Here is a 14,782-nt window from a genome sequence, read left to right on the forward strand (position 1 = left end):
CAATCATTTTGAAAGCCGTCCGAACCCGGCGAGATGCTTCTCCCAGTAGGACGAATGAATGTTTGCGTACTTGATGGGGTCGCCGGCACTGACCATCATGCCGTTGCCGAGATATATCCCGGTATGGCTCATACCGGGAGTGTCATAGGTTCCCTTGAAAAACACCAGATCACCGGGTTTTGCTTCGGCTTCGGAAATTTTCTGGCACTTGTTCCATAAGCCATTTGCGGTCGTGCGCCCTACATCGTAGCCGTTCTGATTGTAGACCCAGCAAACGTAGCCGGAGCAGTCGAACCCGGTTTCGGGGGAACTGCCGCCCCAGACGTAGGGTGTACCGACATATTTCTTTGCTTCCTCATAGATGGCCGCAAATTCGCTGTCGGTCAGGGCTTCTGCCGGAACCTGATAGTCGATGCCCGGTGTACCGGAGCCATCCGAACCACCGGGCGGTAATCCGCCGTTGAACAGGTAAGGTCTGCCACCCAAGGTGTCCTGAAAGATCTCGTAGCGTTTCCATTGGTCAGAATCCAATTCTTCCCGGATGACCACCTCCAAGCCACGGTTCACCAGCTTGGTGTGGAAAATCTTGTACTCATACGGCACTTGGGTAGGAACAGGGATACCTGCCGGACTGATGACCCAGACCGTCTTGTACCGAATCTGCACCTCTACCCATGTGGTCAGCTTGTACTGCTTTTTGAAAATCTCCTGCAATTTTGCCTGTACTTCCGACCGGGTATAATCGTCATAGAGCGTAGTCAAAAAAGAAGTGAGCTGCCACGGGTCGTGCTCGATGGCATCCAGATGGTACTGGTACTCGTTGTAGCCGGGGTGGTCGATGGGGGTGCGCTTGATCTTTTTGTCCAGTTCCTTTTCCAGCTTCTTGTAGTCCTGTTCTGCGCCCCGGATGTCCCGATCCTCGGCAGAGTATATGGTCTGCCCGGACACCTGTGTGCCGCCCGAAAAGAGGATACTGCAGGAGGAAAAGCCCGACATCACCATGAGCAGGAGCAAAAGAAAAACGCCCACGATCACCAGAACGTGTGCGTTGCCTTTGGCGGCATTCATCAGCCCCTTCACGGCAGTGCTGACGGCAGCTTTGCCTTTCTCCACCGCCTGTTCCACGCCGGACCGGGCAGCAGATGCGCCGTTGGATGCCGCCTTACCGCCTGCGGTCTGCGCCGCTGTGCCCGACCGGGCGGCAGCATAATAGCTCTGCCGGATATCCTGTTTCTGCCGCCACCGGGAAAGCCAGTTGGAACCGCCCTCACTGGTGCTGGATGCGCCTGCATCTTGTGCCGCAGTCGGCTCCGATGCAGAAGATCTTGCGGTTTTGGAGCATTTCTTGCCCTGCATCTTGGTTTTTTTCTTGAGTTTGCGGGCGTATCTGCTCTTGGAAATATCCCGGACATTTCCTGCCGCTTTTTCGCCCTCGCTCAACGCCTGCACACCGACGTTTTCATCCTCATACTGGTCAACTTCGTGATGCACCGCAGAGCGGGCGGCATGGGCGGCGTACATTTCACGCTTCTGCGCCTTGCTCAACCGGCTCAACTCGTCCGGGGTCAGTTCCGCCTTGCCAAACCGCGGATGCTGTGCCTTTTCCGCAGCCTTATCTGCATCCAGTTTCAGCTTTTTCTTTTTGGGCACCGACTGTTCCACCCTCGCTTTCTTCGGGGGAGAACGGGTCTTTTTTGCGGACGATTCCTCTTTGATGTTCAGTTTCGGTTCACTCATTTCTGTGCGCCCTCCGAGATCTCGTTGAGTTTGGTCGTGAGGATGCGGTAGAGTTCAAGGTCTTTCGGGAAGTGATCAACGAACGGCAAAATGACATTGCCGAAAAACAGCAGCCCTTCGCCCTCGCCGGAGTGGGTCACATAGGAAAGCTGATGGGGCGAGATGTTGAGCTGCTTTGCGAGAATCTGCCGGTCTCCGTTGGCCTGATTGAGCATATACACAAAGTCCGAGTTCTCAAAAATATTCGATACTTCGGGACTTGCCAGCAAATCTTTGACGTTCTGCGTTAGGGCTGTCGGGATGCCGCCCCACTTACGGAAACGCTTCCAGATCTCCACGGAATAAGCGGCAGTCTGCTCTTCCTTCAAGAGCAAATGGAACTCGTCTGCATAGTACCGGGTGGATTTTCCGGCACTACGGTTGGCGGTCACACGCCCCCACACGGCATCCTGCACGATGAGCATACCCAGCTTTTTGAGCTGCTTGCCCAGCTGCTTGATGTCGAAGCAGACGATGCGGTTGTGGATGTCCACGTTGGTGTGGTGATTGAAAATGTTCAAACTGCCCTTGACGTAGATTTCCAGCGCAGCCGCTACATGGCGGGCTTCCGGTTCGTCTTGCGTCAGCAGGGCGTTGTACAGATCTTCCAACAGCGGCATATTTTCTGGGGTGGGATTCTCGAAATACTTGCGATAGATTACATGGACGCAGCGGTCAATGACCGTCTTTTCCACCGGCTGCAACCCTTCTTTGCCGCCCACCACCAGCTCACACAGCGAAAGAATAAAGTCCGCTTTCAGAGCCAGCGGATTGTCCTCCTCGCTGTAATTGCTGTTGATGTCCATGGGGTTGATATACTGGGTGCTGGCGGGACCGATGTGGATAACCTGTCCATGCAGACGCTCCACCAGCGGAGCGTATTCTGCTTCCGGGTCGCAGATGATAATATCATCATCCGTCACCAGAAAAGCGTTGGTGATCTCACGCTTTGCCGAGAAACTTTTGCCAGAACCGGGAGTGCCGAGGATCAGGCCGTTGGGGTTTTTCAGCTTTTTGCGGTCCACCATAATCAAATTGTTGGACAGTGCATTCAGCCCATAATACAGGGACTCCTTGCCAGACTGGTACAGTTCCTGCGTGGTAAAGGGGATGAAGATGGCAGTGCTACTGGTGGTCAGCCCTCGCTGAATCTCGATCTGGCAGTCAGCCAGCGGCAGGCTGCTCATCAGCCCCTGCTCCTGCTGGAAATCCAGTCGGCACAGGTTGCAGTTGTGTTTCTGGGCAATGGAGCTGGCCTGAAAAACATTGTTTTCCAGTTCCTGCTCAGTCCTGCCCGTGTTCAGCACCAGAAAGGTGACAAGGAACATCCGCTCGTTCTGGCTCTGCAATTCTTTCAGCAGAGCCTTGGCATCTCTGCCGTAGGTCGCCAAATCCGACGGAATGATGTCAATATCATATCCGGCACGGATTGCCTTCTTCTGTTCCTCGATCTTGCTGCGATCCAGTTCCGTGATGGTGCGCTTGACGGTCTTGATGGCACGGTTCTGATCGACACTCTGAATGTGCATGGTGACGATCTGGGACGAATCCATGTCCAGAAAATCCTTCAAAAGCTGGTCGCTGATGTCGGAGGCCGTGATGCTCAGAAAGCTGGCGGCGCAACAGATGCCGCCCATCTGGAAGGTACGGCTGTTCTTGAAAGCAAAGGCGGTGGGCGCAATGGCATCCTTCACAGACAGCCCGCTTTTCACAAGGTCTTTCCAGTCAAAGTGAAACTTGGATGCGCCGTCCATGTTGAACATATCGTGCATGAGTTTCAGCCGCTGGGCACCATTCAGGGGTTTTGCCTGCACACCCAACCGGTGGAAGTTGTTCAGCAGATCGTTCTGGATGTGGTCGAGCCGGGGCTTGACCTGTGCCATGCTTTCGCCCTCCACCCCAAAGGTGATGAATTTGGTCTTGGTCAGACCATTATTGCCCTTGGCAAGCTGCTGGCGCAGCATCTGGGAATACTCGGCACGAACATCGTCAAAGCCGTCCTTCTGGAACGGAATGCGGATGCTTTTCTCAAACTCGGTGCTGTCGGTTGCCATGTTCACAAAGGACAGTTCAAATTTGATGGAGCTGTCGAAAAAGTTGAGGAAGGAACACCATTCCTCGAAAATGGCGGTCTTGTCCTCCTGCTGGGCGAGCTGGTAATTGATGTCCTGATACTGGATGGTGCGGGTGTAGTAGCCGGGACGGACACGGCAGGTGCCGTCCTCAAACATCCGCTGCATGGGGATGGACTGTTGGACGGTCCGGGGCACAGCAGGCTTTGTGTTCTGCCTGCGCTTCTGCGCAGACTGCGGCTTGCTGTGCTTACCGGTCTTTTTCCAAAATGGGATCATGGGTCACGCCTCCCTTCATCAAAATCGCATAGTAGTTGTTGGTCTTGTAGGGGCGAATTTTCGGGCGGAGAAACCGTGACTGCACATAGTACGACAGCAGCTTTTCCATGGGCTGGCCGTTCTTTTCGTACATCCCAAGGAAGAACGCCGGCAGCATCACCGCCATCATGCCGAGGGTGGCAGCAGTGTTGCCGCCAGAGTCCCGGAGAACAAAAAACAGCGGCACTCCAATGAGAGCCGCTGTGCCAAAGCAGACAAGCTGCCGCTTGGTCAGGTTGAATGCGACCTTTGACTTCACTTTCGTCAGGTCACGGGGAACGGAAATATACGCAGCCAAGTGAACACCTCCTTTAATGCGCTCCGAGAACGGATTTTGTCACGGAGCTGGTCTTGAACAGGCTGAAACAGAGCAGAACGGTGTAGCCCACAATGCTCCAAATGGAGTTGATGGCATCCCCGGAAATCGCCACCGACTGTATCAGCACCGCATAAATCGCCACGCAGATGAGGATGAGAAAGCCCTGAAAGCCCAGCGCAAACAGGCATTTCAGGTAGTTCTGCCCCATGTGCGATTGCTCATGGTTGCCGAAAGTCGCCATGGGGATGGGTGCAAGGCTTACCATGCAGTAGATCTCGATCATACGCCCGTAGACGATGACAAAAATGATGATGCTCAATATCCGCATGGTGATGCCGATGAAGAAGGACTGCAAAAACAGCCCGAATAATGGGCCGACATCCATCTGCATCAGGCTGGATTGCAGCATGGACAGGCCAATGTCGTTGACACGGGTGTTTCCGGCAATGATACCGCTGGAATCAGACACAACTTTCTGCGTAAGGTCAAAGACTGCCATCACAATATCAAAAGTATTGCTGATGAGCCAGACCGAAACAGCGGTCTTAAAAATCCAGCGCATGATGAGCGCAGGCTCAAACTGTGCCATGTTGTTGTGCTGGGTGATCATCTCAATCAATTCGTAGCAGGCGATGAAGGTCAGGATGATGCCTGCAATGGGCAGCACCACGTTCCGGGAAAGGGCTTCGATCATCGCAAAAACGCGCGGTTCAAAGGCCGATGGCTTGGTGCCCACCTGCTGTGCGATGTTGCCCACCTGCGTGTTCACATCATCGAACAAGCCGGAAAGGTTTGACATAATGCCTGCCGTCAGGATGCCTTTGATCCAGTCGGCAATGGCTTTGAGAACGGTTTCCATTCAGCAGTCACCGTCCTTAGCTGAAGTGGTTGATGAGGGTCTTGAGAAGGTTCAGAAGAAAAATAATGTGGGTCAAAAACTGCATATAGCACCGCCTTTCGTTGATGGGTGGATAAAAACACGGCTTGGAGCACGGGCAATCAATAAACCTGCAAACCGCAGAGGGCTTTCCGTTTCTGCTCAAGCCGCCGTATGGAATAATCGACTCAGAAGCCGATGAAAACAAAAATGCCGACTGCTTTTTGGCAATCGGCAATGGCAACATTATTATATAAGTTCTTCCCATGGCTCTAGGCCCATTTCTTCCCATGTGACACCATAAGGGGCACCGCCAGAAGTATAACCAGCAATAAAGAAGAAATCATCATTCTGTTCCACGAGTGGCTCGAACACCTGTTTCTTTTTCTTCTTTTTGTTGGACTTTATCGTTTTTACAGCAGGACGATTCAGTTTTTCCTGTCTGCGTTCCTCACGATGAAGCAGATGTTCCGGCAATCCTTTCTCTGTAAGGCACTGTTCTATCGCGGAATGCTTTTTATTATATACGGCATAGAACTCGTCAAAGGAAACATGGTATGGAATGTGCGAAAAAATTTGGCGAGCAAGCAACTCATGTTCATCCGGGGTATCAGGAAACCGTTGATTATCGGAAAAGAACTGATGAAGTTCTTTATACATCCGCTCTACAACTTTAGCTTTCTGTTTCTGCTTGAGCTGTTTGTAAGGCTTGTAATCATTCATTTACTATGCTCCCAGCGGTAAGAAAGTGGAAATCAAGCAAGCATTTTGCCCTCCAGATAGGAGCAGCGGAGATAATCAGGATTGGTGTAGTATACGTTGGAATTGAAATCGGAGATCTCATCCGTGATAAACGACGAAAAAACATCCAGAATTGCCTGTGCAGCATCCTCATCCTTCATGGTAGATAGCACCAGCCCCTGATACAGCATTCCGATGGAGGTTGCAGAAGGGACTGTATAGCGGCACTCTGCAGCGGTGTCGAAATCCCCATCCGGGATGTTGAGATCTTCGATCAGTTCATCCGAAACCTGCTCAAAGGACAGGCAATGGTTCACTTCTGCCAGCCGGAGCTGCCGTTCGATGTCGGCTTTTGTGAAGCGACGGATCACATCCTGCCGATGATTTTTGGTTTTGCGGGCGATGGTCTCGATCAGGCTGCAAACATAGAGAACATCATTTTTCTGCTTTTCGGTCATGGATGGGCTCACTCCTCTCAAAGGTCAGGCAGTGCAAAGCGTTTACGGTGTGAAAGCTGATCTGGTGTGTCGGATGCTTGAACTTCGCCAATGCCCAAAATGCTTCACGGCTGATCTGCCCGGACGTAAATCCGTTGACGTAATCCCAAATGGTGTCATCTGCCATGGGACCCTCCACAATATCGTAGGGATGGGTTTCACCTGCACGACATTTTGCAATAAAATCCAGCCATTCGTCCGACATTTCAGGAAAACGCAGAATCTTCAGGTCGGGATTCTCTACATAACGATAGACGTTCACAAGGCCGTCAGCAGAACGGCGGTCTGCCCAGCGGTAGGCTTGCTGATAGTTGTTCGTGCAGTAGAATCCCCAAGAGAAGTCCTTTGTATACCGTGTGATGCGGATTTCGGGATAGACAACTTCTTCTTTACTGCCGTGATACAATAAAATCTCGCTCATCTGCTTCACCTTCTGTATGTGAGATAGTAACTATGGCTTTCCTTATTATAATATGTACCGGGCGGCAACCGCCGCCCGCTGTTCTTAACCGAACAGACCGCTCAGCAGGGGAATCAGGGTAATGCCGACCAGAGCAACGCCGCCGCCAGCCATGAGCTGCTTCATGCCCTGAGACTTGGAGCCGGGGTTGTCGTTACCATAACCTTCCAGCAGGTTGATGGCACCCCAAACGCCGAGGCCGGCACCCAGAGCGACAACCAGAGTCTGAAGAACTTCGATAGCAGAGTTGAAGAATTCCATAGTCTTTTCTCCTTTATTATAAAGCGTCTTCGATCATTTGTACACACCCGAAATCTTATTGTTTTACACTGCATAACCGCAGCAAGGTTGATTTCCTGGTGCACCTTTCTGACCGGGGTAAAATTAAACCGCCTACCGGGTCAGGCAGGCGGGAGCGAATCAGCGTCCACCACGATGAACTCATCACCGGGGTGAATTTTTTCTTTTCGGTTCAGATATTTTTCAATATCAAAGGTGTTTTTGGGGTCGTAGTCCGAGGTCAGCTTGTAGTTGGGATGCTGCGTCAGGTCGTACTTGTCAGAAAGAAACGGTCTGACGCCACGCAACTGCAAAATACACTTGCCGCCGTCCAGCACCGCCAGCTCGTCCCGGCTCAATAATTCGTGCCCCATCTTTTGGAACGTAGTTCCGTAACTTGGGCTGTTGCCACGGGTGTCCGAGGTGTTGAACGCATCAATGGTCTCCTTACCTAGCATTTCGGACAGGTCTTTCAAGGTGGTGGGTTCCGAGCCGCCGAGGAAAATCTGGCTGTCCATGTTGCCCACAATGGTGTCAGCGTTGTCCTTGTAGATGGCTTTCAACTGGCTTCTCGCCTGCAAAACAAGGCAGGCGGAGATCTCACGGCTGCGGATAGTCGCCACCAGCTTTTCCAGATTGGGAATCTGCCCAATGTTGGCGCACTCGTCGATAAGGCACCGCACATGGATGGGCAGCTTGCCGCCGTACACATCGTCTGCCTTGTCGCAAAGCAGATTGAAAAGCTGCGTGTAGACCATGCTGATGAGGAAGTTGAAGGTGCTGTCCGTGTCTGACATGATGAGGAACAGCGCCGTTTTCTTATCGCCCAGTGTGTCCAGTTGCAGCTCATCGTACATGGTGAGGTCACGCAGTTCTTGGATGTCGAAGGGGGCAAGCCTAGCACCGCAGGAAATGAGGATGGATTTTGCGGTCTTTCCGGCAGCCAGCTTGTAAAGTTTGTACTGCCGCCCGGCAAAGCTGTTGGGCTTCTTTTTTGCCAGTTCTTCAAACAGCAGATCCACCGGGTTTTGGTATTCCTCATCGTCCTCCAGCACCTGCATGGTGTTCAGCATTTCCAGAAGAGTAGCGAAGTTTTGCTCCTCCACCGGGGCTTCATAATGCAGATAGGCAATCAGGGCAGTGAGCAAAAGTCGCTCGCTTTTCTCCCAGAATGGGTCCCCGCCGCTGCCTTCGCCCTTCGTGTTGGTCATCAGGGTCGTGACCAGTTTCAGAATGTCCTTCTCGCTGTGGACGTAGCTGAACGGGTTGTAGTGCATCGACTTTTTGAAGTTGATGGTGTTCAGGATTTTCAGCTTGTAGCCGTTTTTCAGAAGTGCGTTCCCGCACTCGACCACGATACTACCTTTCGGGTCAGTGACCACATAGGAGCTGTGACATTGTAAAAGGTTGGGCTTGAGCCAAAACCGGGTCTTGCCGCTGCCGGAGCCGCCCACCACCAGCACGTTTTTGTTCCGGGCGTTCTTGGGGTCAGGCGGGCGGTTGCTCATCATCAACCGCTCTGTTTTGGTTAAAATGATGTTGTCGGCAAACTTCGGAGCTTGAAAAGGTTCAATGTCCTTGGGTGTACCCCATCGGGCAGAGCCATATTCCATGCCGTGCCGATATTTCTTTGCATTTTTGCTTCGCAAATATACGGCAAGCCGTAACCCTGCGCCGCAGAAAAAGCCGACAAGTAGATCCAATGGGGGCAAACTGGGCAGCGGATTCGCAAAGGCTAAAGGTAGCGTTCCCATCATTGCCATAATTTTATCGCCCAGTCCTTTGCCCTCGGCCAGCCGCCATGCTTCACCCAAGTTCGTTGCTACCAGTCCCAGCAGGATATAGGGCAGATACAGAGCCAGCCATTTTGTGAGCTTTTTCGTGTTCATAGGCCGCGCTCCTGCTCTTTATGCCGGACTTTTCCGGTGAGTTCTGCAGCAGCTTGTACCAGCTCATGCAGCTTTTCCAGTACAGAAGGACGGTTCACTTTGTTTAGCAGGGATGCCGAATACTCTTTGAACGCTGCATTAAAAGCATCTGCATCCGGGGCTTTGAAAAAGACCAAATACCGGGGTGGCACTTCGGAGGTGTCTTTCTGGATAGCGTAGTCGATGCCGTACTTTTTGGCGTACCGCTCAAAATCACGGATGCCTGTTTTGCTGATTTCTACGCTGGATACGCCCCGGTTCTGTCGCAACAAGGTGCGGACGCTCTGCTTACCTTGGGATGTTTTGGACTGGTACAGCCGAACCGCCGCCTTTACCGCCCGCATGACAGTCCGGGCAGACAGCTTGGTGGTAGAGATCATCAGGTTGAATGACTTCTGTTCGATTTCTTCCTGCACTGCCATCACCTCCCGTGCAGCAGGATGCTGGCTTTGATAAGTTTATCAATGACTTCACCATTGGACAGCCCCGGATACATACTCTGGAAAAATTCCGCTCTCGTTGACATAGCGATACCTCAGTCCATGCAGATGCAGGGCAGCTTCTGGTCATCTGCCATCAGGGTGATGCTGTGGCTTGCCAGATACTTCTGGAACAGGTAGACCTCATCAATGGTCAGCGAGATGACCTCGCCGTCCATGTTGGTGCGAACCAGAATCACCGGGCCGGTCAGGTAGTGCTTGCCGCGCATTTTCAGCACCTGCGCCGGGTTGTAGCAGAGCAGCAGCGAGGTGTCAGGAAGGTTCAGGCAGGCATCATCCTCCTCAAAGCAGGGCAGGATGCCGGGAGCCTCATCCAGCGTGATGACAGTCAGCTCCATATCCGGGGCAATGGCTGCGAGGTAGACCTCGCCGCCCCGGTTTGCCGCCAGTGCAGCGCAGATACGCACGTCAATGGTGATCTCCTCGGAGCGGATGGTACGGGTAGCGTTGTTTTTCATAGGCTTTTCTCCTTTTAGTTGCAAAAGAAAAAGACCCCATCGGGTCTTGCGTTACGGTATAAGTCAGCGTTCATTCTGCCGCTGCTGTTTGCGCTGCCACTGTTCCAGCAGCTTGATGATGGTGTCTTCCATCTGTTTCGGGGTGTAGCTGCGCGGGAAATACTTCCGCAGGGTGTCGTTTTTGATGACCACTTTGTCCAGCTCGTCCTTCTTTTCTTCGCCCATGACCGCAAAGGCAACGTCATACGAGAAGTGCCCTTCCTGTGCCAGCTTTTTGAGCCGCTGCGCTTGGGATAAAGACGGTGCGTTCTGGGTGTCTTGCATTGCTTCTAAAAAATCCCGCTGTTGGGCTTCGTCCAGATAGGACAACTCCACAGCGGGATTAAAGGCTATCTTCTTTTCGTCTACCATGTCCAGCAGTTCCGGGACAAGGTTGGTCAGGCGGATGAAACGCTGAATTTGATTGCGGCTTTCTCCTAAATCTTGTGCCACTTTTTCATCTGCTCGCAACTTCGTCCCAATTTGGGACGAAGTTAAATCTGACCTAGCACCTTGATTTTTTAGAGCTTCCAGCTTCATTTTGTAGGCGAAAGCCCTTTCACTGGGCAAGATGTTTTCACGTTGGAGATTGCTATCCACCATCAATATAACAGCAGCATCATCTGACATTTCCCGGACGATGACCGGCAGGGTTTCCAGCCCCGCAAGCTGTGCAGCGTGCTGACGGCGGTGCCCGGAGATGATTTCATAGCCACCCTCCGGGCGTGGGCGGGCGATCAGCGGAGAAAGCACGCCGTACTGTTCCACACTTTCCACCGTGCGCTGCATGGACTCGTCATCCAAGACCTTAAAGGGATGGTCTTTGAAGGGGAACAGCTCTCCGATGGGAATCTGCTGCACCTGCTCCCGCTGCTGTTCCTGTCGGGATTCTTCCGTGGAGAAAATGTCATCTGCCCCTTTCAGCGACACGCTTAAGCTGCTTTTCGGCATCAGCCAGCACCTCCTCGTATCATAAAAGAGTAGTATTTATAGACCGCTCTCCAGCGGTATGCTACACTGTATAGGATGCTGTGGATTGGTGAACACCTCCTACCGCAAAGACGGTTTGACAAAGGCTCCAACCACAGCTTCTTTGTTGAAATGTTAATCAGTTAGATACCGCCAGACGGTTTATTTAGAACGAGGTTACAACTGCAAAGAAGTCTGTGGTCCTAAGCAGCATTAAATACTATAGCGGAGGTATCAAAAGTGATCTGTGTTGGAATTGACGTTGCCAAAGATAAGCATGACTGCTGCATCCTTGATTCAGAAGGAACAACCCTCGCTGACTGCTTTACCATCCCCAACAACCTAGATGGGTTTAAAAGGCTGCTGCAAACGATTAAAGACTGTACTCAAAAATCAGACAAAATAAAAGTAGGGCTTGAGGCTACCGGACATTACAGCTGCAATATCCTTGGGTTTCTTCTTGACAACGACCTGCCCGTCTATGTCATGAATCCCTTGCATACCAACCTGTATCGAAAGAGCCTCAGTCTTCGCAAAACTAAAACCGATCGTGTGGATGCAAAAACGATTGCAACTATGCTATTGTCCGATGTAGACCTTAAGTCCTACACAGATACAGCATATCACAACGAAGAACTAAAGTCACTCACGAGATACCGATTTGATAAAGTTCAGGAACGCGCCAAACTAAAGCAGTCGGTGTCCAGATTGGTTACGATCCTGTTTCCAGAATTAGAACAGCTTGTTTCGTCTATCCACGGCACTTCAATCTATGCTCTTCTCAGTGAATATCCCGGTGCAAAGCAGATTTCAGAAGCTCATCTGACCAGATTGGCTAACATCCTCGTGACAACATCCAGAGGCCATTACCGAAAAGACCGAGCTACTCATATCCGAGATGCAGCCAGAACATCCATTGGTTCTGTTATGCCTGCTAAGTCTTTGGAATTAAAGCACACCATTAAGCTCATTCAAGAACTTACCTCCGAAATCAACGAAATAGAAGATGCCATTCGGAAAATCATGGATGAATTGAAACCGCCAATCCTTTCGATTCCCGGAATGGGATTTTATTCTGCTGCGATGATTCTTGCAGAGGTGGGGGATTTTTCAAATTTCAACTCTCCTGATAAAGTTTTGGCTTATGCCGGATGTTCTCCGTCCACATACCAGTCAGGAAAACTCACAAACTGCTATGCACACATGGAAAAGCGTGGCTCTCGTTATCTTCGATACGCTCTTTACACTGCAACCAAATACGTCTGTTACTGGAATCCTGTTTTTACTGAATACCTTACCAAAAAGCAAGCTGAAGGCAAGCACTACAATGTTGCCCTATCTCATGCCACAAAGAAACTCGTACGACTGATTTACGCTTTGCAGAAGTCCGGTAAAGCATATCTTGCCATCACTTGATTTTCTCCAGAGTTTGAGTTAAACCTAAGAACAACTTAGCTGGCGCAGCGAACCCTTGACAAACCGAAGCATTCAAATGCTATTCTGTTTTTGCGAGGGTTGGCTGGGCTTGCTTTGCTGTTCTCTCCGTCACCCTCGCTACTCCAAGGCCAGCATTTGAATGATGTTTGTCATGGGCAGCGGATGGTTGGCGGATTTTTTCATTTTAGGGCTTGACTTTTAATAGTTAGTCTTCGTCAGAGATTGGTAGGCTTCTGCCACCTTGCCTTTGGGGTCATGCTGGAAAATGCTTTTGCCCACGGCACTGATTTCCGCAGCACGGACAGACCGGGGAATGGTCTGGTCAAACACCTTGATCTTGCTGCCGTAGGCACCCCGAATCAAATTGTCGATCTGCTGTCCGTAGTTGGTGCGGCTGTCGGTCATAGTCAGCAGGATGCCCTCGATTTTCAATTTCGGGTTGATCTGCCGCCGGACCTTCTGCACCGTCTGCAAAAGCTGTTCCAGACCCTTCGCAGACAGGTACTGCGCCTGCACGGGAATCAGGGTGGTGTCTGCCGCTGCCAAGGCATTGACGGTCAGCATCCCAAGGGAAGGGGTGCAATCTAACAGGATAAAGTCGTATTCTCGCTTTGCACCGTCCAACACCTGCTTGAGCATCTTTTCCCGGTTCATGCAGTTGACGAGAGACACTTCCAGCCCTGCCAGTTCAATGTTAGCAGGGATCAGGTCAACGCCCTCTGCATGGTGCAGGATGCCTTCACCGGGCGGAATACTCTGATCGTTCATGGCTTTTGCCATCAGAGTGGAAAGGGTAGTGGGCAGTTCATCGGGCTGCTGCCAGCCCATGCTGATGGTCAAGCTGCCCTGCGGGTCAGCGTCCACCAACAGGACCTTCTTGCCCTCCATCGCCAGACCGATGCCTAGATTTTCACAGGTCGTGGTCTTGCCGGTGCCGCCTTTCTGGTTGACGATGGCTATTGTGGTTGCTTTCTTTGAAATTTTTATCACCCCCGCATCGCTAAGTCGTGATTAGTTTGGTTCTGGTAGGAAAGCTGCATGGTGGTGGGTGCGTTGTACAGAGAAGCGAGCAGGTATTGTTTCATGTTACGAATCGGGCTGCTGTTCTCTGCAAGGCGCTTCAGCACAAAGCAGATATGGTCGGCGTTCAGCTTCATAAAGCGACTGCGTACCACCTCGGCGGGCTTATCGTCCCCGGCAATGCGCAGCGTCTTGCGGTTGGTGGCGCAGGTGTCCACCAGCAAATCCACGATTTGATAGAGGGTATCTTCATCATCCGGGTAAAGCCGGAGAAGAAGGTCTATCTCCAAAGAGTGTGAAAAATATTCTTCGAGCAGTTCACGATTCTTCATCTTCTCCGATTCGTCGGAAAGGATAAGATTCGTATTATTCATCTCTGTTTTATTCTCTTTCTTCTTAATACCTCGTGATTTTACCGGGTCTTGACAAGCGATTTTAGAGCCACAAGAATCGTCATTATCACGATTCTTGACACTCTCCTTTGAAGATTCTGACGAAAAGTTTTTCACATACACCAAACATGGCTTTCCTTGCCCTCGACGTTTTCGTTCAATCAGACCAAACTTTTCGAGTTCCCGGAGCAGCTTGGTCGCTTTGTTGTCTGCGCAACGTAAAGTTCTCTTGACATCCTCAATCGTGAAGATGATGAACACTCGGCCTTTTTTGTCAAACCATTCATTTTTAACAGAAAGGCTCATGCGGTCAAGCAGAATGCCGTACAGAGTTTTGGCATCGGTTGACAGATTTTGAAACCGCTGCTCCTGAAAAAGAGCCTTTGGAATGCGGAAGAACGAAAATAGTTCTCCGGCCTGTCCGTAAAAGTAGTCAAGGGTCATGCGGTTCTGTCAAGGATGAAAAAATGACGATGTTTCATTGACATGGTTGACAAATCCTCCTTATGAATAATTCGTGCAAACAAAAAAGCGCAATCTCGATTTTGAAAAATCGGAATTGCGCCATGTAACTTAATAGGGGAGAAAGGTCATTTGTCGGGGTCGGTTGACCACAATTTGACCACAAAAGGAATGAAACGTCTTGACATCCAATGAAACAGAATGATAAAATAAGTTTGGAATTTGATGATACTGCGTA

General features: G+C 51.1%; 15 protein-coding genes. 1 reads left to right on the top strand and 14 read right to left on the bottom strand.

All coding sequences use genetic code 11. The annotated features are described in order from the left end of the window. Nucleotides 1-3: 3 nt before the first annotated feature. From MTP36_RS05800 to MTP36_RS05855, 12 genes are all read right to left on the bottom strand, one after another. Nucleotides 4-1,737: a C40 family peptidase gene (locus MTP36_RS05800; RefSeq protein ID WP_249254082.1), complete on the bottom strand. Its 1,734-nt coding sequence runs from the start codon at nt 1,735-1,737 to the stop codon at nt 4-6. Beyond that, nucleotides 1,734-4,127: a VirB4-like conjugal transfer ATPase, CD1110 family gene (locus MTP36_RS05805; RefSeq protein ID WP_249254084.1), complete on the bottom strand. Its 2,394-nt coding sequence runs from the start codon at nt 4,125-4,127 to the stop codon at nt 1,734-1,736. The genes MTP36_RS05800 and MTP36_RS05805 overlap by 4 nt, the downstream gene beginning before the upstream one ends. Further along, nucleotides 4,099-4,464 carry a PrgI family protein gene (locus tag MTP36_RS05810; RefSeq protein WP_249254086.1) on the bottom strand — a complete coding sequence of 122 codons (366 nt, stop codon included), beginning with the start codon at nt 4,462-4,464 and terminating at the stop codon, nt 4,099-4,101. The genes MTP36_RS05805 and MTP36_RS05810 overlap by 29 nt, the downstream gene beginning before the upstream one ends. A gap of 13 nt (nt 4,465-4,477) precedes the next feature. Then, entirely contained in the window at nt 4,478-5,344 is an 867-nt protein-coding gene (locus MTP36_RS05815) for a VirB6/TrbL-like conjugal transfer protein, CD1112 family (RefSeq protein ID WP_249249571.1), read from the bottom strand. A gap of 267 nt (nt 5,345-5,611) precedes the next feature. Beyond that, nucleotides 5,612-6,085, bottom strand: coding sequence for a hypothetical protein (locus tag MTP36_RS05820; protein ID WP_249254087.1), 474 nt, complete (start codon nt 6,083-6,085; stop codon nt 5,612-5,614). A gap of 32 nt (nt 6,086-6,117) precedes the next feature. Further along, complete coding sequence (locus MTP36_RS05825) at nt 6,118-6,561, bottom strand: hypothetical protein (protein ID WP_249254089.1); 444 nt, start codon at nt 6,559-6,561, stop codon at nt 6,118-6,120. Further along, nucleotides 6,539-7,021: a DUF3990 domain-containing protein gene (locus MTP36_RS05830; protein ID WP_005943070.1), complete on the bottom strand. Its 483-nt coding sequence runs from the start codon at nt 7,019-7,021 to the stop codon at nt 6,539-6,541. Before MTP36_RS05830 ends, MTP36_RS05825 begins: the two co-directional genes overlap by 23 nt. A gap of 84 nt (nt 7,022-7,105) precedes the next feature. Then, nucleotides 7,106-7,321 (bottom strand): Maff2 family mobile element protein, encoded by a 216-nt coding sequence (locus MTP36_RS05835; RefSeq protein WP_055186938.1) that lies wholly within the window; start codon nt 7,319-7,321, stop codon nt 7,106-7,108. 140 nt (nt 7,322-7,461) lie between these two features. Then, nucleotides 7,462-9,228, bottom strand: coding sequence for a VirD4-like conjugal transfer protein, CD1115 family (locus MTP36_RS05840; protein WP_249254091.1), 1,767 nt, complete (start codon nt 9,226-9,228; stop codon nt 7,462-7,464). After that, entirely contained in the window at nt 9,225-9,689 is a 465-nt protein-coding gene (locus MTP36_RS05845; RefSeq protein WP_249254093.1) for a PcfB family protein, read from the bottom strand. The genes MTP36_RS05840 and MTP36_RS05845 overlap by 4 nt, the downstream gene beginning before the upstream one ends. Nucleotides 9,690-9,802: 113 nt before the next feature. Beyond that, nucleotides 9,803-10,225, bottom strand: a complete 423-nt coding sequence (locus MTP36_RS05850) for a hypothetical protein (RefSeq protein WP_249254095.1) — start codon at nt 10,223-10,225, stop codon at nt 9,803-9,805. Between the two features lie 63 nt (nt 10,226-10,288). Further along, nucleotides 10,289-11,215 (bottom strand): ParB/RepB/Spo0J family partition protein, encoded by a 927-nt coding sequence (locus MTP36_RS05855; RefSeq protein WP_249254097.1) that lies wholly within the window; start codon nt 11,213-11,215, stop codon nt 10,289-10,291. Nucleotides 11,216-11,473: 258 nt separating this feature from the next. Here MTP36_RS05855 and MTP36_RS05860 point away from each other — a divergent pair, with 258 nt between their 5' ends. Then, nucleotides 11,474-12,649: an IS110 family transposase gene (locus tag MTP36_RS05860; protein WP_156070816.1), complete on the top strand. Its 1,176-nt coding sequence runs from the start codon at nt 11,474-11,476 to the stop codon at nt 12,647-12,649. A gap of 219 nt (nt 12,650-12,868) precedes the next feature. Here MTP36_RS05860 and MTP36_RS05865 read toward each other — a convergent pair whose 3' ends face one another. Both MTP36_RS05865 and MTP36_RS05870 read right to left on the bottom strand, forming a co-directional pair. After that, nucleotides 12,869-13,657 (bottom strand): ParA family protein, encoded by a 789-nt coding sequence (locus tag MTP36_RS05865; RefSeq protein ID WP_249254404.1) that lies wholly within the window; start codon nt 13,655-13,657, stop codon nt 12,869-12,871. After that, nucleotides 13,657-14,526: a DUF6017 domain-containing protein gene (locus MTP36_RS05870; RefSeq protein ID WP_249254099.1), complete on the bottom strand. Its 870-nt coding sequence runs from the start codon at nt 14,524-14,526 to the stop codon at nt 13,657-13,659. The genes MTP36_RS05865 and MTP36_RS05870 overlap by 1 nt, the downstream gene beginning before the upstream one ends. Nucleotides 14,527-14,782: the final 256 nt, after the last annotated feature.

Source organism: Faecalibacterium sp. I4-1-79, from assembly GCF_023347235.1.
Lineage (GTDB): Bacteria > Bacillota > Clostridia > Oscillospirales > Ruminococcaceae > Faecalibacterium > Faecalibacterium tardum.

Coding starts and splice junctions, on each gene's coding strand:
- MTP36_RS05805 (WP_249254084.1), bottom strand. CDS start 4,127: ATGATCCCATTTTGGAAAAAGACCGGTAAGCACAGCAAGCCGCAGTCT.
- MTP36_RS05820 (WP_249254087.1), bottom strand. CDS start 6,085: ATGAATGATTACAAGCCTTACAAACAGCTCAAGCAGAAACAGAAAGCT.
- MTP36_RS05840 (WP_249254091.1), bottom strand. CDS start 9,228: ATGAACACGAAAAAGCTCACAAAATGGCTGGCTCTGTATCTGCCCTAT.
- MTP36_RS05835 (WP_055186938.1), bottom strand. CDS start 7,321: ATGGAATTCTTCAACTCTGCTATCGAAGTTCTTCAGACTCTGGTTGTC.
- MTP36_RS05830 (WP_005943070.1), bottom strand. CDS start 7,021: ATGAGCGAGATTTTATTGTATCACGGCAGTAAAGAAGAAGTTGTCTAT.
- MTP36_RS05800 (WP_249254082.1), bottom strand. CDS start 1,737: ATGAGTGAACCGAAACTGAACATCAAAGAGGAATCGTCCGCAAAAAAG.
- MTP36_RS05815 (WP_249249571.1), bottom strand. CDS start 5,344: ATGGAAACCGTTCTCAAAGCCATTGCCGACTGGATCAAAGGCATCCTG.
- MTP36_RS05825 (WP_249254089.1), bottom strand. CDS start 6,561: ATGACCGAAAAGCAGAAAAATGATGTTCTCTATGTTTGCAGCCTGATC.
- MTP36_RS05845 (WP_249254093.1), bottom strand. CDS start 9,689: ATGGCAGTGCAGGAAGAAATCGAACAGAAGTCATTCAACCTGATGATC.
- MTP36_RS05855 (WP_249254097.1), bottom strand. CDS start 11,215: ATGCCGAAAAGCAGCTTAAGCGTGTCGCTGAAAGGGGCAGATGACATT.
- MTP36_RS05870 (WP_249254099.1), bottom strand. CDS start 14,526: ATGACCCTTGACTACTTTTACGGACAGGCCGGAGAACTATTTTCGTTC.
- MTP36_RS05850 (WP_249254095.1), bottom strand. CDS start 10,225: ATGAAAAACAACGCTACCCGTACCATCCGCTCCGAGGAGATCACCATT.